A 17273-nucleotide genomic window follows, 5' to 3' on the forward strand; every position below is an offset into this window, starting at 1 on the left:
GCTTTGGGTGGTGATGTCCAGCTTGAGCAGGGGATAAATAAAGTGCCACGCAGTGGCCATCCTTCAGTGCGATAGATAGGGGTGAATGATGCGACGGCATCGTTTTATGAGCGGGCTAAGCTCTGCGTGCCCTGGTGATATCGCGACAACGATGGGTCATGAGCAATGTCCACCCATCACCAAGCTTGCATCATATTCAGAACCATCCCTGTTGACTTATGTCAGCAGGGATTTTTTCGTTTAGGGCTTTTGGTGGCCAGTACTTTAAATTTTCAAACGTTTCGCGACGTTTTTCTATCGCCAACAGCTTAATCAGCGCTATTCCAATGATACGAATATTAACAATCTGTATACGCGTTCAGGAAAATCGCGATCAAATACCTATAAGTCTTAACATCAAAGAACATTGACCATTGGCTAAATGCCAGTATCAATTGCATTAATTAACTGAGCAAGGCTAGAGAATTTATGCTTTAACTCGAACTTTGACGCATTATCAAATATTTCTCTGGATCATTGTTTTGTTTTTGTTAGCATAAAAACTCCCTTTGTTAGAGAAAATATCATGTCCAAAAAAATTATCCGTATTGCAACTCGTCATAGTCCATTAGCAATGTGGCAGGCTAATTTTGTTAAAGCCGAATTATTGAAGCACCATCAAGATTTAACTGTTGAATTATTACCAATGAAAACAAAGGGCGATATCATTTTAGATACGCCATTAGCTAAAGTCGGTGGGAAAGGTTTATTTGTTAAAGAGTTAGAAGTCGCTATGCTTGAAAAGCGTGCTGATATTGCAGTGCATTCGATGAAAGATGTTCCTGTAGATTTTCCAGAAGGTTTGGGGTTAAGTACTATTTGTGAGCGTGAAGACCCACGTGATGCATTTGTTTCTAATAACTACAAACAATTATCTGATTTACCCGAAGGAGCTGTCGTTGGTACTTGTAGTCTAAGACGTCAATGTCAAATAAGTGAATTACGACCCGATATAAAAATTAAAGACTTACGAGGTAATGTCAACACTCGTTTGCGCAAGTTAGATGACGGTGAATATGATGCGATTATTCTTGCTGCCGCTGGTTTAATCCGTTTAGAGATGGTATCGCGCATTGCTAGTTATATAGAGCCAGAAGTTAGCTTGCCAGCTGTTGGCCAAGGTGCCGTTGGTATTGAATGTCGACTAGATGATGCAGACACCATTGCTTTACTTGCCCCATTAGAACACCGTGATACTCGTATTCGAGTGACTGCTGAGCGAGCAATGAATTTAGCACTTGAGGGTGGCTGCCAAGTCCCTATTGGTAGTTTTGCTTTGTTACAAGAAGATGACCAAGTGTTTTTACGTGGTTTAGTTGGGAGTGTTGATGGTAAGCATATTATTAGAAAAGAATTAATTGGTCATATTGATGATGCACATCAGTTAGGTGAGCAATTAGCACAGCAATTATTAGACGCCGGTGCAAAAGAAATTTTAAGTGAAGTTTATAAGTGAAACTTGCTCCACGACTATTAGTGACTCGTTTTGCGCCTCATGCACAGGAGTTGGTTGAACGTTTAAGTCATGTTGATTGCTTTGCGATTGCTCAACCTCTATTAATGACAACACTATTAAAGGAGAGTCAGGCTCTCGATATGTTTTTAAGTGGTTATTATGACTTGGTGATTGTCGTCAGTGGTAATGCTGTTAAATATGCACAACAACAAATTAATGGTGACTGGCCAAGAGCAACTTATTTGGCTGTAGGTAAATCGACACAAATACAATTAAGCGAAGTGACTAAGCAAGATGTTATGTGTCCTTTAACAAGATTTGATAGTGAAGGTTTATTAGAGCTTGCAGTACTACAATCAATTAAAAATAAGCATGTTTTAATCTTACGCGGTGAAGGCGGAAGAGACTTATTAGAAAATGCATTGATTGAACGTGGGGCAAAAGTAGATTTCTTACAAACATATAAACGTGTCAAGATTGTCTTGGATGGTCACGAATTAGCTAATAATTGGCAACAAGCCTCTATAAATGGTGTTATTATCAGTAGCGTAGAGATCTTAAATCAATTATTTGCTTTGGTACCAATGAATGATAAAAATTGGTTATGTGGTTTGGTTTTTTATGTTCCAAGCCAACGAGTCGCTGAGGAAGCTACATCGTTAGGTGTGAAAGATGTTGTTCTTTTACCAAGTCTACGTACCGAACAGCTAGTAGAATTTTTCAAAGCAGATGATGGCAACTGTATAGCCCATTAGTTTTTAAATAGGAAAGTTATGACTGATACTAATACTGAAAATCAAAATATCTCGGCGACTGTTGAGCCTGAAGTTGTCAATGATAAACCCAAAAAGTCTTCTCGACTTGTTGCGATCCTCGTTGTTATTTCTATTTTACTGTCTTTATTTATCATTGTATTCGGTTGGTATCTCTATAAGAACAACTCAGTGAATAACAATATATACAAAGAAAAAATTGAAGTGTTAGCTAGTGAATTAGCAGAGCAAGTGGAACAGCAAGAGAAGCAATTCCAACAAAGCAAATCATTAAATAACAGCTTTAAAACACAAGTTGAACAATTAAATATTCAGTTGTTAGATGCACAAAATAAAAGCAAATTGTTTAGTTCAGACATGCAAGCGTTGCAACGTAATATGGCGGAAACAAATATTCGTCATCCAAGTGATTGGATTTTGTCTGAAGTGGAATACTTAATCAATTTAGCTGGGCGAAAATTATGGCTAGAGCATGATTTGACTACTGCTACATCTTTATTGAGTGCTGCTGATCAACGTATTGTTGAAATGGGTGATCCAAGCCTGAATCCATTACGACGTGCGGTACTTGAAGATATTAATATGTTGGAAGCTTTACCTCAACGCGATCCTGATAGTGTTGTATTAGCTTTATCAAGTTTAGAGCGACGTATTGACCAACTTGTAATGGTTGGTTTGGATATGCCTGAAGTAAATAAAGCAACAGATGGTACTGTATCTTCAGATATCGCTGATTGGGAGCAAAATATTAACAAGTCTTGGGATGATTTTGTTGCTAGTTTTATCGTTATATCTCATCGAGATAAACCCGTTGAAGCTTTATTAGCGCCTGAGCAAGCTTGGTATTTACAAGAAAATTTAAGAAACCATCTTGCTAAAGCTGAGTTCGCAGTTTATAGAGAGCAGCAAGACATTTACGATTTGTCCATGACAAATGCAATGAAGCTAATCGAGCTTTATTACGATATGGAAGATAAAGGAACTGAACAATTCCACACTTCGATCAAAAGACTTAGTAAGCAAAAAGTTGCTATTACTTACCCAGATCAATTCAAAAGTGCGCCGTTGCTTTCTCGTATTCTTAAACAACGCATTAGCAAGTCATTTACTATTGAAAGTGCGGAGTAATTATTATGATACGAGTTTTAATTATTGTTCTTATCTTATTAGCCGCATTAATCTTTGCGCCTGAAATAAGTGCCTATAAAGGTTATATTTTAATTTCATTTGATAGCTATACCACCTATGAAACAACAATAATCAATGCAGCACTTATTGCGGTTATTTTTTACTTTTTATTACTTTTTGTAGAATGGGTATTACGTAAATTACTGTCTATGAGTAGTGTTACTCGTGGGTGGTTTGGGCAGCGTAAAACACGTAAAGCACAGAGAAATAGTTTATTAGGTATGCTTGCTTTGTTAGAAGGAAATACCAAACAAGCTCAAAAATTATTATCTAAATCTGCCTCTCGAAGTGAAGCTCCTGCATTGACTTATATTGCAGCAGCTCGAGCATCGCATAAAAATGGTGACTTTAACCAGCGTGATGATTATCTGCAATCAGCTAATACACACCCTGGTTGTAAACTAGCTGTTGGACTTGTTTGGGCTGAGTTACAACTTGATGCACAGCAATATGAAAATGCATCTGCAACATTAAACGAGTTAAATCAAAATTTTCCTAAAAATAAGCAAGTTTTACAACATTATATGACGCTATATCCAGCGCTTAATCAATGGCAAGAGTTGATCACATTAATTAATGCTCAACGAAAATTAACAGGCTTAAATGATCAACAGTTTGCTGAGTTAGAGCTTCATGCACATCAACAATTATTTAAACAATTAGCACAGGAAAGTGGTCAGCTGCTTAATGATTATTGGCATAAAGATGTTGCTCGTTGGATGCGTAAAGAATTGAGCTATCAGGAAGCGATGCTAGCCGCATTAGTTGAACATGATCGAGGAAAAGTCGCGCAAGAATTTTTGTTAGATAAATTACATCGTCAATTCTCATTGCCACTATTACCTTATTTACAAAAAATACAAGTAACCGATTATTATCCTATTATTATGTTTCTTGAGAAGCAGCTAAAGAAATCAGCACATGTCGATTATATCCATCAGGCTTTAGCGCACTTAAAACTGAAAGAAGGTCAGAATGAAGCTGCTATTGAACATTTGACTGAAAGTCTTAAAACGCTACCCAATATTGCTGATTATAAATTACTGGCTTCGCTATTAGAGCAAGAAGGTAAGCAGGAGCAAGCTAACCTTTGTTATCGAGAAGGGCTAACCTTTGCTGCTAAACCAACCTCTACAAATTTAATACATATCGATACCTGATAGGTCATAATTTCGTCATTATTAGCGAGTATATTTTAAAAGTAAGTTTCGGCTTACTTTTTTATTTTTGCTTTTTATAGTAATTATTTTAATAAGCTTAATCACTATATTTGATATTAGTAGGTAGTTTAATGAGTTTACACCCTATCTTTCCTCTTAGTGTTGAACACAGTAATGCTAAGTTGTTATTAACTCCATGCCCCGGCACTAAAGAACTTCCATTGAAATCCGCTTTACAGGCTTTAAAAGAATATGGTGCTAATGCGGTGATCACCTTGATGACTGAGAAAGAGTTACAAGCACTGGTATTAAATGATGTTGGCATAGCAGTTAAATCCTTAGGCATGTCATGGTTTTATTTGCCGATCTGTGATGATCAAATCCCAGATAAAGATTTTAGTACCTTGTGGGAAACTGCTGGTCCAGCTATCCATCGCCTATTAGAAAATGAAAAGAGTATTGCGATCCATTGCAAAGGAGGCTCGGGGCGGACGGGTATGATCGCCGCTCAAATATTACTAGAGCGAGGAGAGGTACTTCATAAAGTGGTGAAGAAAATTCAAATATTAAGACCGAATGCTTTGAATCTAGCGGAGCAGCGTGAATATATTGAATCAATCGAAATTAGATTAGCAAAACAATAAAAATTGTTTTTATTACGCTATTTTTATAGCGAGTTATTTCTGGCTGTTATATTATAACATCTTTTGCTAGCTGGTTTTTTTATGTTACTCACTCTAAGCATTTTGGCCTTATTTTTAGGTCCTGTCACTTATCGTCTATTACAACGTCAACCTGGTTGGTTAGATTTATTAGATGCTTTCATTTTTGTGAGTATTTCTGGGTTAGTACTCTTCCACATTTTGCCTGAGCTGCTTTTTGAAGGAGGCTTATTAGTTTTAGTACTGACCAGTCTCGGTTTGTTAATGCCTTCGTTAATCGAGAAGTACTTTCATAAAGCCGCCAATAAAGCACACAACACAACCTTACTGCTTGGTGTCTTAGGATTAGTATTGCATGCCAGTATTGATGGTGCCGTATTATTAGTAGATCAAGCCGATCACACTGGCTGGTTATTAGCATTGGGAGTATTACTGCATCGTTTTCCTGTAGGGTTAACTATCTGGTGGTTATTACGCCCTCAATATGGTGTTATTTTACCCTTTGTAGTGTTGATTAGTATGGCGACTGCGACTCTAGTTGGAGCGTCCTATGCTGAATTCTCAATGGCACAGTTAGACGGACAATATTTAGCTTGGTTCCAAGCCTTTGTTATGGGCTCTATTATGCATGTTGTAGTACATAGACCTTATTTACATCACCATAAAAAGCATCAAACAGGCGACCTGAAAGAACATAAGTATGCCGCTGGTATTGGTAGTTTTATTGGCTTAATTGTCCTAGGGTTTGTATTGCTACCGCATTGGTTGGGCTATATTCAGCACAATCATGATCATGGAGTAGAAACAAACTCTATGACTGAGTTGCATATGGAACATGCAGGACATGCACATGATGAATTAGACGATGAACATGCAGGTCATGCACATGATGAATTAGACGATGAACATGCAGGACATGCACATGATGAATTAGTGGATGAGCATGCAGGTCATGCACATGGCGAATTAGACGATGAACATGCAGGTCATGCACATGGCGAATTAGACGATGAACATGCAGGTCATGCACATGGCGAATTAGACGATGAAGATGCAGGTCATGCACATGAGGAATTAGACGATGAACATGCAGGGCATGCACATGGCGAATTAGTGGATGAACATGCAAGGCATGAACGTGATGCTGAAAATGAGGTTAGCCACCAACAACATAATACAGCGTTAACATTAGTAAATTTCACTAAGTTAGCTTTATATAGCGCGCCTATGCTGCTACTCGCTTATCTTTTAAGTGGCTTAATGCATTACTTTAAACCGACCTTAAACGTATTACCAACACTGCATAATAAAGCCTACTTTAAAGATGCGATCAAAGGTGTTGTTTATGGTTTACCACTACCTATTTGCTCTCCGGCGGCAAGTAAAATGCATCAGCAATTATTAGGTTTGGGTGCGAATCAAACCTTTGCGACTGCTTTCTTAATTGCAACGCCAATTATTGGCTTTGATGCGATTTTAATTTCTATTCCATTATTAGGCGAACAGCTAGTTTTATTACGCATTGTTTTTGCAGTGGTATTTGCTACTGTCATTGCATGGTTATTAGGGCGTCATTTTAAAAATCCAATTTCAGCTGTTGTCGCACAAAAGTGTGAAGGCGGAAAACCTACTTCTCGCTTTATCACTGCGATTAAGCAGGGTTATCAACATCAATTAGATCATACTGCACCTTGGGTTATATTCGGCTGGGCTTTAGCTGCAACCTTATCTGCAACACCTGCATGGGCATTCTTTGAACAAGCATTATGGTTGCAAGTATTAGTAATGGTAGTCATAGCATTTCCTTTTGCATTATGTGCAACTGGAATGACACCCGTTATTGCGGTGATGTTAATTGCAGGTTTATCTCCTGGTGCAGCGATTGCTTGTTTATTGATTGGGCCGAGCATTAGTTTAGATTTGTTGAAGCAGTTGCGATTACAGCAGGGGTATTTTGCCGCTTTTGCTTTTGCAATGGTGATGTTAGTAGGGGCTTTCTTAATAGGATTATCGTTAAACCAATATATAGATGCCTTTCCTCTGCCATGGTTAGCTGAGTTAGATTCAGATTTTTCTTGGTGGCATATACTAAGCTTAACAGTTATTTTGGTGTTGTACTTTGCTTCATTATTACGCAGAGGTGCGCGCGCTTTTATTGCGGAGTTATTGCCTAAGAGTTTATTAGAACACCGCCATGATCACGGGCATCATCATTAATATACCCATTATCAATCAGATGTAAAAATTATTAAGCCATTATCTGAATAAGCTCAAAGTATAAAAATGAAGATATGACGGGTTAAATCGATGCTTTAAATAAATATTAACAACCTCTTTTAACGCATTAAAAGAGGTTGGTTACTAGGCGAACCTGTTATCTAAATAAGCAATGATATCTGAAGATTCATACATCCAAGTGACTTTGTTGCCTTCTTCAATACGTAAACAAGGTACTTTAACCTTACCACCTTGCTCTGCGAGTTGTTGTTGATTATCTGTTTGCTTTGCATCGACAAGTTGAATATTGAGCGCATTACGGCGCATTGCTCGACGTACTTTGACGCAAAAAGGACAAGCTTGAAATTGATATAATTGTAAGCTTTGTGTTTCTTGGTCAACGGTTTGTTGTTGCTCCAGTGTACGCTTTCGTTTTTTCGGTGCAAAAATGAAATTCAACGTTAAAATTAAACGACCTAATAGCCAGCGAATTATTTTCATTTAGTTCTCTTTGTTATTAAACTGATAAGACAAAATTGTAACTGATCCGTACGCTACAGAAAAGAAATGTTAAAGCGACATATGATCAATTAAGGAAAAAAGATGCAAACTCCCGCTTCTCCCTGTGTTAGTAACTGCTGTTTAAATGAGAAAGATATTTGTACAGGATGCTTTCGTAGTTTATCTGAAATTAAAGAATGGTCTCAAGCTTCAGCTGTGCGTAAAGAAAGTATTATTATTAGTACTAAGCAACGTCGTGCACAACCACTTTAATGCAACCTTTGTTTTTATGTTTACAGCTTATTAATAAGGAAAAAATGTGAATAATACAACAAGTACTATCAGTATTTTAGGTAGCGGCTGGCTAGGTTTACCATTGGCTAAAAGCTTGCAACAAGATGGCCAACAGATTCGCTTATCCACGCGATCATTAGAGAAAGCCAAACAGTTAAGCGAGCAAAACTTAAAATCATATGTTGTTGATATTGAAAAAGAGTTAACTAACGTACCTGATTTTTTGCAAGCTGACACATTGATTATTAATATTACTAGTAAACAACTCAGTGGCTACCAGGCTTTATTGACTGAAATAGAAAATAGCCCTATTCAACATGTGTTATTTATTAGCTCCACCTCTGTTTATGGTAATGATCAAGGCTTATGTAAAGAGAGTGATCCGTTAACCCAAGAAACAAACTTACGGTGTATTGAGAAGTTATTCACTGACAGTCCTAATTTTGAGTGTTCGGTGATCCGTTTTGCTGGCTTAATTGGCCCAAAGCGTCACCCAGGACGTTTCTTTACAAACGGTAAAAGCATTAAAGATGGCCATGCTAAGGTCAACCTTATTCATCAGCTAGATTGTATTAAACTGATTAAAACGGTAATAAAGCAAGGTGCTTGGGGTGAGATTTTTAATGGTTGTGCAGATAACCATCCCAGTAAAAGTGCCTATTATTCTACAATGGCAAAATCATTGGGTTACCCTGAACCAAGTTGTCAATTTTCTGATAATGCTGTGAGTAAAGTTGTATGTAACGAAAAAGTTAAAGCGCAGTTAAACTATCAATTTATCTTTCCAGATATTTATAAAGTCACCTGCTAGCTTCCTATTGTTAATAACCTTAGCCATGGCATGATCATGGCTAATTGTTTAATTCCCTCCTCATTCACTATAAAAATACGACAAAAGCCACAATAACCTTAAAATAATAATGGTTTTTGTTGATTTTTGTAAAAAAATTACTTTTAAATTTTCATTTTTAACACTTATGCAACTTCTCTTGATATCTATCAAGTTCCATTTATGAAGTTAGGTTATCTTTCACTGGAATTTAGTTTTAGCTGGTGGATGAGGAAATTATGAGTAAACAAAAATTAGTAATTATTGGTAACGGAATGGTTGGCCACCGTTTTATTGAAGACTTTGTTGAAAAGGCTGATCTTGAAAAATTTTCCATTACAGCTTTTTGTGAAGAACCACGCGTTGCCTATGATCGCGTGCATTTATCTTCTTACTTTTCTCATCATACAGCCGAAGAACTTTCTTTAGTGAAAGAAGGTTTCTACGAAAAACATAATATTGAAGTTTTAATTGGTGAACGCGCTTTAACCATTGATCGTCAGAAAAAAATAGTCCTTTCTCAAACGGGACGTGAAGTTGCTTACGATAAATTAGTCATGGCGACTGGCTCTTACCCTTGGGTACCTAAGATTAAAGGTAATGAAAGTAAAGATTGTTTTGTTTATCGTACGATTGAAGATCTAAATGCCATTGAAGCAACTGCAAAACGCAGTAAAAGCGGTGTCGTTGTAGGTGGTGGTTTATTAGGTTTAGAAGCAGCAGGTGCATTAAAAGCACTTGGCGTAGAAACACATGTTATCGAATTTGCGCCTGTACTGATGGCTGAGCAACTCGATCAACAAGGCGGACAGATGTTACGCCAGAAAATCGAAAGTATTGGCGTTAATGTCCATACGGGCAAAAACACGCAGGAGATTATTGCATCGGGTGAAACGGCGCGTAACACGCTAAAATTTGCCGATGGCACTTCATTAGAAGTTGATTTTATAGTTTTCTCAACGGGTATTCGTCCACAGGATAGGCTTTCTAGACAATGTGGTTTTGAAATTGGACCGCGTGGTGGGATTGCTATCAATAACCAGTGTATGACTTCTGATCCGGATGTTTATGCTATTGGTGAATGTGCTTCTTGGAATGACAAATTCTTTGGGTTAGTAGCGCCAGGTTACAACATGGCAAAAGTGGCTGTTGATAATATTCTTGGCCGCGAAAATGAATTCGAAGGCGCTGATATGAGCGCTAAACTAAAATTACTAGGTGTAGATGTAGGTAGTATTGGTGACGCAAATGGACGTACTCCGAACTGTAAAAGCTATGTTTACGTTGATGAAAACGCATCAGTTTATAAACGTATTATTGTTTCTGAAGATGGTAAATCATTATTAGGTGCAGTACTGGTTGGCGATACAGAAAGCTATAGTGATTTACTGCAATACAAACTTAATGGAATTGAGCTACCGAAACACCCTGACACGTTGATTTTACCTGCTCATGCAGGTGGTGAAAAAGTATCACTGGGTGTTGATTCATTACCTGATACAGCACAAATTTGTTCATGTTTTGATGTTAAGAAAAGTGATATTGCTGATGCAGTTGCAGCGGGTCACCACACGCTTGATGCAATAAAAATGGAAACCAGTGCAGGTACAGGTTGTGGTGGCTGTATTCCTTTAGTTACTCAACTATTAAACTCTGAATTGTCGAAACTCGGTGTGGAAGTTAATGATTATGTTTGTGAACATTTTGCTTATTCTCGTCAAGAGTTATTCCACCTGATCCGCGTTGAAGGCATTAAAACATTCTCTGAGTTATTATCAAAATACGGTAGCGGTTACGGCTGTGAAATCTGTAAACCAACGGTAGGATCTATTCTTGCGTCTTGTTGGAGTGAGTACATTCTTTCTAGCGATAATAATGGTCTGCATGATACCCATGATATTTTCCTCGGTAATATGCAAAAAGATGGTACGTATTCTGTTATCCCACGTATGCCCGGTGGTGAAGTAACGCCTAAAGCTTTGTCTGCTTTGGCAAGTGTGGCGGATCAGTATGAGCTTTATACTAAAGTAACAGGCGCACAACGTATTGCTTTATTCGGTGCGCATAAAGGTGATTTACCTGATATTTGGTCGCAATTAATTGCAGCTGGTTTTGAAACGGGGCAAGCCTATGCCAAAGCACTACGCATGGTTAAAAGCTGTGTGGGTAATACTTGGTGTCGTTTTGGTGTGCAGGACAGCATCGGTCTCGGTGTTGAACTGGAAAACCGTTATAAAGGCTTACGTATGCCGCATAAAATGAAATTTGGTGTATCAGGTTGTACACGAGAGTGTTCAGAAGCACAGGGGAAAGATGTTGGTTTTATCGCAACCGATAGTGGTTGGAATATGTACGTGTGTGGTAATGGTGGTATGAAGCCGCGCCACGGAGATCTATTCGCCACTGACCTTGATAAAGAAACAATGCTTAAATACCTAGACCGTTTTGTCATGTTCTATGTACGTACTGCAGATAAAGCGACACGTACTTCAGTTTGGTTAGAGAACCTAGATGGCGGTATAGATTATCTGAAAAAAGTGATTATCGATAATAAACTAGGTATTAATGATCAACTTGAAATGGATATGGCTGCAGCAATTGGTCGCTATAAGTGTGAGTGGACAGAAACACTCTCTGATAATAATCAATTAAAACGTTTTGCGCATTTTATTAACAGTGATTTACACGATGAAAATGTTGTATTTACGCCGATACGCGATCAAAAACGTCCTGCATTCATTGAAGAAAAAGCCCCAACATACAAAATCAATTTGGAGGAAGTGTAATGAGTAAATGGATCCCAGTTTGTGCGTTTAACGACATCTATATAGGAACCGGTGTTTGTGCATTAATTGAAGGTAAGCAAATTGCCATATTTCGTCCAAGCGAAAAAGAACAGGTCTTTGCCATTGATAATATGGACCCATTTTCTCGCTCAAATGTATTATCTCGCGGTATTGTTTGCGAGCACAAAGAGCAGTTGTGGGTTGCTTCTCCACTTAAAAAGCAACGTTTTAATCTAGCTGATGGATCATGTTTAGAAAATGAAGATGTCTCCGTCGCAACTTATAAAACGCGTGTTAAAGAAGGCAACATAGAAGTTCAGCTTTAAAGATTAAATAGCTTAAATGCTTCTTACTTATGGACGTGATGATCGTTATTCATAAGGTAAGTAGGAAGCCTTTCACTATTCAATTTTAACTTTAAACTTTAACCTATAGGGACAATATTATGTCTTACATTAAACCTACTGACTTCGTACAAACGATGATCGATGCTGGCGAAGCTAAAACAAAAACAAGCACTGGTGATCTTCTTTTACGTGGCACCATGGCAGGCATTATTTTGTCACTTGCCGTTGTTGTTGCTATCACAGCTATTGTACAAACAGGCGTTGGCCTTGTTGGTGCACTTGTCTTTCCTGTTGGCTTTTGTATTTTAAGCCTGATGGGTTTTGATTTAGTAACTGGTGCTTTTGGTTTAGCGCCGTTGGCTAAATTTGATAATCGCCCAGGTGTTTCATGGGCGAGTATTTTTCGTTGTTGGGGAGTGATTGGATTAGGTAATTTAATTGGTTCATTAATCGTGGCTTACTTGGTTGCGATTTCATTAACCATGAATTTTTCAATTGACCCTAATGCTGTGGCACAGAAATTTATCGCAGTCTCAACAGCACGTACCGTTGGTTTTGAAAACTTAGGCATGGATGGCTGGATAACTTGTTTTGTACGCGCTATTTTTTGTAACCTGATGGTCTGTTTAGGCGTTATTGGTGGTATGACATCACGCACTGTTGCAGGTAAAGTGGTCGCAATGTGGTTACCTATCTTTATCTTTTTCGCGTTAGTATTTGAACATACAGTGGTAAACATGTTCCTTTTCCCTCTCGGTATGATTTTAGGTGCTGATTTTGGTATTGCAACATGGTTAAACTTTAACTTGATCCCTACCATTTTGGGTAACATTGTAGGTGGAGTAGTCTTTGCAACTATCCCACTTTATTTAACACATAGAAAAAATACAGCACCAGTAAATGTTGCATCTGAAGTGAAGGCAAAAAATGAAGCTTTTTCAGAAGAAGTATTAAACGCAAAATAAAACTTAATTTTTATTTCGGAATAAAGAGCCTAGTATTAACACGCTGGGCTTTTTTATACCTGCTACCTAAATGATAGCAGCCCTTATAAACACCAGATCAATATTGCTGATTAAAATTAATGAAAACTTCTTTGTTCTCAATCCCAATAGCTAACTATTACTCAATCAAACGCCTTGCCCTCATTGATTTTTTCTTCGCAATTTTTGGCCATTTAATTAAGTGGAATGGTATGAATAATAAAAATGCACCACAATCGGGTTGAGTCATTATTAGCTATACACCGCAATTATTGATTGAGGGATTCAAAATGGGCTTAGCAAGTTTTACACGGCTAGACCCTGTAAATAATGTTGGCTGCTATTTTGGGAAGATCATTCTGATTTATACATCTCGACGCCAGAACACTTGGACTTATTGGCTTATTAATAGAAGGGTGGGTACTTTTTGCAGCTTGGCGCTGCTTAGTCGTTATGTACTTCAATGTTGAATCGGCTAAGTACTTTATTAACCATGGACAATTTTATTGTAATTTTTGGCTTTTACTTTTTAAAGCAAAAAAGGCGCTAAAATATATCTTTAGCGCTTTTAAATTTTAATTTTTTGTTTGAATTAAATTAACACTAAACAACCGTTTCAATTAGCTCTGTGTATAACCAAAACATATAGCCGATATAACCGGCTAATAATAAACCACCTTCAACGCGCGCTAAAACGCCAGTAGTTCCTCTACGCCAAGCAATAGAGAATATCAGTAAGGCGATCGTTAAACCTAACATCACTGGATAGTCTCGGGTTAATACTGCGCTATCAAATGTGCCAGGACGAATAAGCCCAGGTAATGCCATTACACCGAGTATATTGAAGATATTAGACCCAATAATATTACCCAGTGCGAGATCATATTCTTTTTTACGCGCAGCTGTGATGGTTGCAGCCAATTCAGGCAAACTGGTTCCAATGGCAACGATCGTTAAGCCAATAATTAAATCACTGACTTGGTAATACTCTGCAATCTCAACTGCTCCCCAAACTAAAATGCGTGAAGATGCAATCAAAATAAGGATGCCTATCAGCAACCATTTAATGGCTTCTCCTTTACTAACTTGTTCAGGTAATTCCTCTAATATTTCCTGTGAGAGGGCATCATCAGGTTGATTTTTAGCTTCCCAAATAGTGAAAGCTAACATCAATAACATTAGTGTTAGCAATAATAAACCATTCGCAAAACTGAGTTCCATATCCCAGAGAATAAAATAGCTTAAGCCAATAATAGCGAGCAAGATTGGCATTTCACGTTGCAGCAGTTTTGAGTGAATTTGCAATGGATAAAGCATTGCAGTGATCCCTAACATTAAACCAATATTAGTGATATTAGAACCGATAGCATTACCAATTGATAAACCGGTATTGCCATCAGCGGCTGCCATTGCAGAGACTAGCATCTCAGGGGCAGAGGTGCCTAAGCCAACAATAACAACACCGACTATGAGAGGAGAGATAGAAAAGCTGCGTGCAGTATTAGACGCGCCTAAGACAAACTTATCAGCACTCCATATAAGCAACACAAAACCAATAATAATAGCGAGAGTGGGGAGTAATAAAGTAAACAAAATTTTTTCCTGATTATACTAATTACATCAATCAGAATAATTAAGTGAATTATTTCGCGGGTTAAAATCAGGTATTTTTTATTGTAAGTTCGTTAAAGGAAATAACATTTACATCAATCTATGCTCAACCTAATTCATTTTCCAGCAGCAAATTTAAGCCACCTATTTAATACAATCGATAGTAATTTTTTTAGCCATAAAAAAACGCTGAACATTTACATGATCAGCGCTTCTTCATTTTATAAGGTCAGTTAGTATTTAACCACGACCTTCAGCAATTGCAGCAACAGCAGCTAATTCAGCAGCTTGTTTTTCATGTCTTTCTTGACGATCTTGAATATCCATTAACTCATTAGTAATTAAGTTTTCTTCAATTTCACGTAAAGCAATCACGGTTGGTTTGTCATTCTCTGGATCAACTAAAGGTGTTTTACCTCCAGTAGCAAGCTGACGAGCTCGGCGAGAAGCCATTAAGATTAGATCAAAACGGTTGCCTACTACATTTACTGCATCTTCAACGGTTACTCGTGCCATTGTTGAACTCCAAAAGTTAATTACATAAAAAAGGGCGGTTATTATATGTGCAAAATAGGAATTGATCCAGCACCTTAGTATAGAGTTTATACTTCTAATAACTCTTTGATGGTTTTACTGTGTTTTATCGCTTGTTTTTCTTGCTCATTACGCAGTGCGCGTACAATAGCAGAAAACTCACGTATAGCTGTATCAAAATCGTCATTGACGATTAAATAATCATATTCATTATAGTGTGACATTTCTGATTGTGCTTTTTCCATACGTTGTGCAATCACTTCTGCACTATCTTGGCCACGCTTGTTCAAACGCGCTTCTAACTCAGCGCGGCTTGGAGGTAAGATGAAAATACCTTTAGCGTTTGGCATTACTTGATGTACCTGACGAGCACCTTGCCAATCAATATCTAGCATGATGTCGATGCCTTGTTGCAAGGACTCTTCAATGGTGATGCGAGAGGTTCCGTAATAATTACCAAACACTTCAGCCCATTCAAAAAATGCATTTTCAGAAATTAACTGTTTAAACTCTGCTTTACTAACAAAATGGTAATGCTCGCCATCTACTTCACCTGGACGCGGCAAACGTGTGGTATGTGAAATTGATACTTGAGCAGGGTGATCGCTGTTTTCTGCTAATAAAGCCTTAATAAGGCTAGATTTCCCTGCGCCACTTGGGGCAGATACAATAAAAAGAGTGCCAACTTGGGACATAAATAAATTTCCTGAAGCTATATTTTTATAAATGGATGCTAGATTGGTGTATTTTTGATCACCTGAAATTTTGTAAGCGCAGATTATCGCCTATTTTGTTCATGAAGTCTGTTTATTGATTGATTATTTTTTAAATAATAACCTCCTTTAACAAGCTTTATCAGTTAGCACTGAAAGGCGCTATCGCTTATCAAAAGACTTTCATAATCTAATCTTTCCAGCGATTTTTTATCTCTACAATTTTGTCTAGCTTACTTACAAATAAGTCAACTAGCTCTGGGTCAAAGTGTTTATTTTTTTGCGAAGTAATAAACTCAACGGCTTTTTCAACCGTCCAAGCCTCTTTATAAGGGCGTACACTGGTTAATGCATCAAAAACATCTGCTAGGGCGACGATACGTCCCTCAATAGGAATATTTTCTCCCTTTAATTGCTTAGGGTAGCCTGTTCCATCCCATTTCTCATGATGTGTCATAGAGACAATTTTAGCTAACTCAATCAAATCAGAGTCAGACTCTCCGAGTATTTCAGCCCCTATTTCCGGATGCTTTTGCATGATACTGAATTCTTCACTAGTTAACTTGCCCGGCTTAAGCATGATGCTGTCAGGAATACCTATTTTCCCAATATCATGCATCGGTGCAGCATGAAATAAAGCATCCGCTTCTTTCATTGAATGACCATAAGCTAAAGAAATTATTTTTGAGTAATGGCTCATCCGCATTACATGCATACCCGTTTCATTATCTTTGTATTCTGCTGCTCGACCTAGACGTTGTATTATTTGTAATCGAGTACGCTTTAATTCATTAACATCAACTAATGATAAGTGTGTTTTTACGCGAGCTTTCACTACAGCAGGTGTGACTGGTTTTGAAATATAGTCTACGGCGCCCATATTCAAACCTTTAGCTTCATCCACTGCATCATTTAAAGCAGTGACAAATATAATAGGAATAGACTTATATAAAGTAGTTTGTTTTAAGTGTTCACATACCTGATAGCCTGTCATTTCTGGCATCATTACATCAAGTAATATTAAATCAGGTTGTTCTTTTTCAATTAAGCGTAAGGCTTCCGCACCACTTTTTGCAAAAGTCAGTTTATAGGTATCCTTAAGAATATTGTTCAACACTTTTAAGTTAATAGGCTCGTCATCGATAATAAGCACATTTTGTTTACTATTTGGCATTCAATT

General features: G+C 37.6%; 16 protein-coding genes. 11 read left to right on the forward strand and 5 right to left on the reverse strand.

The window, feature by feature from the left end; translation table 11 throughout:
* Positions 1-565 precede the first annotated feature (565 nt).
* The 6 genes from hemC (at position 566) to MT390_RS14060 (ending at position 7495) form a co-directional block, all read left to right on the forward strand.
* On the forward strand, positions 566-1495 hold the full coding sequence (gene hemC / locus MT390_RS14035) for a hydroxymethylbilane synthase (RefSeq protein WP_499441767.1): 930 nt from the start codon (positions 566-568) through the stop codon (positions 1493-1495).
* Positions 1492-2250 carry a uroporphyrinogen-III synthase gene (locus MT390_RS14040; RefSeq protein WP_499441768.1) on the forward strand — a complete coding sequence of 253 codons (759 nt, stop codon included), beginning with the start codon at positions 1492-1494 and terminating at the stop codon, positions 2248-2250. Before hemC ends, MT390_RS14040 begins: the two co-directional genes overlap by 4 nt.
* Positions 2251-2268: 18 nt before the next feature.
* Positions 2269-3396: a uroporphyrinogen-III C-methyltransferase gene (locus MT390_RS14045; protein WP_499441770.1), complete on the forward strand. Its 1128-nt coding sequence runs from the start codon at positions 2269-2271 to the stop codon at positions 3394-3396.
* Between the two features lie 5 nt (positions 3397-3401).
* Positions 3402-4616 carry a heme biosynthesis HemY N-terminal domain-containing protein gene (locus tag MT390_RS14050; protein WP_499441771.1) on the forward strand — a complete coding sequence of 405 codons (1215 nt, stop codon included), beginning with the start codon at positions 3402-3404 and terminating at the stop codon, positions 4614-4616.
* A 131-nt stretch (positions 4617-4747) separates the two neighbouring features.
* Positions 4748-5260, forward strand: coding sequence for a phosphatase domain-containing putative toxin (locus tag MT390_RS14055; RefSeq protein WP_499441773.1), 513 nt, complete (start codon positions 4748-4750; stop codon positions 5258-5260).
* Positions 5261-5341: 81 nt separating this feature from the next.
* Positions 5342-7495, forward strand: a complete 2154-nt coding sequence (locus MT390_RS14060; RefSeq protein WP_499441775.1) for a permease — start codon at positions 5342-5344, stop codon at positions 7493-7495.
* A 144-nt stretch (positions 7496-7639) separates the two neighbouring features.
* Here MT390_RS14060 and MT390_RS14065 read toward each other — a convergent pair whose 3' ends face one another.
* On the reverse strand, positions 7640-7996 hold the full coding sequence (locus tag MT390_RS14065; RefSeq protein ID WP_166372827.1) for a glutathione S-transferase N-terminal domain-containing protein: 357 nt from the start codon (positions 7994-7996) through the stop codon (positions 7640-7642).
* A 102-nt stretch (positions 7997-8098) separates the two neighbouring features.
* Between MT390_RS14065 and MT390_RS14070 the strand changes: the two genes are divergently transcribed.
* From MT390_RS14070 to MT390_RS14090, 5 genes are all read left to right on the forward strand, one after another.
* Positions 8099-8269 carry a DUF1289 domain-containing protein gene (locus MT390_RS14070; RefSeq protein ID WP_166372828.1) on the forward strand — a complete coding sequence of 57 codons (171 nt, stop codon included), beginning with the start codon at positions 8099-8101 and terminating at the stop codon, positions 8267-8269.
* A 46-nt stretch (positions 8270-8315) separates the two neighbouring features.
* Positions 8316-9101, forward strand: coding sequence for a Rossmann-fold NAD(P)-binding domain-containing protein (locus MT390_RS14075; RefSeq protein WP_499441777.1), 786 nt, complete (start codon positions 8316-8318; stop codon positions 9099-9101).
* Between the two features lie 257 nt (positions 9102-9358).
* A complete protein-coding gene (nirB, locus tag MT390_RS14080; RefSeq protein ID WP_499441778.1) occupies positions 9359-11905 on the forward strand; it encodes a nitrite reductase large subunit NirB in 2547 nt (848 codons plus the stop codon).
* A complete protein-coding gene (gene nirD, locus MT390_RS14085) occupies positions 11905-12231 on the forward strand; it encodes a nitrite reductase small subunit NirD (RefSeq protein WP_166372831.1) in 327 nt (108 codons plus the stop codon). Before nirB ends, nirD begins: the two co-directional genes overlap by 1 nt.
* Positions 12232-12350: 119 nt before the next feature.
* Positions 12351-13217, forward strand: coding sequence for a formate/nitrite transporter family protein (locus MT390_RS14090; protein ID WP_499441780.1), 867 nt, complete (start codon positions 12351-12353; stop codon positions 13215-13217).
* Between the two features lie 621 nt (positions 13218-13838).
* Here MT390_RS14090 and MT390_RS14095 read toward each other — a convergent pair.
* From MT390_RS14095 to MT390_RS14110, 4 genes are all read right to left on the reverse strand, one after another.
* On the reverse strand, positions 13839-14828 hold the full coding sequence (locus MT390_RS14095; protein WP_499441782.1) for a calcium/sodium antiporter: 990 nt from the start codon (positions 14826-14828) through the stop codon (positions 13839-13841).
* Positions 14829-15086: 258 nt separating this feature from the next.
* Positions 15087-15362 (reverse strand): DNA-directed RNA polymerase subunit omega, encoded by a 276-nt coding sequence (rpoZ, locus tag MT390_RS14100; RefSeq protein WP_025563521.1) that lies wholly within the window; start codon positions 15360-15362, stop codon positions 15087-15089.
* Positions 15363-15448: 86 nt separating this feature from the next.
* The gene (gmk, locus tag MT390_RS14105; RefSeq protein WP_499441783.1) at positions 15449-16075 is read right to left on the reverse strand and encodes a guanylate kinase; all 627 of its coding nucleotides are present in this window, start codon (positions 16073-16075) and stop codon (positions 15449-15451) included.
* A gap of 208 nt (positions 16076-16283) precedes the next feature.
* The gene (locus MT390_RS14110; protein WP_499441785.1) at positions 16284-17267 is read right to left on the reverse strand and encodes a response regulator; all 984 of its coding nucleotides are present in this window, start codon (positions 17265-17267) and stop codon (positions 16284-16286) included.
* Positions 17268-17273 lie beyond the last annotated feature (6 nt).

Origin of the sequence: Vibrio sp. 2-Bac 85 (genome assembly GCF_037546705.1) — a bacterium.
Taxonomy (GTDB): domain Bacteria; phylum Pseudomonadota; class Gammaproteobacteria; order Enterobacterales; family Psychromonadaceae; genus Psychromonas.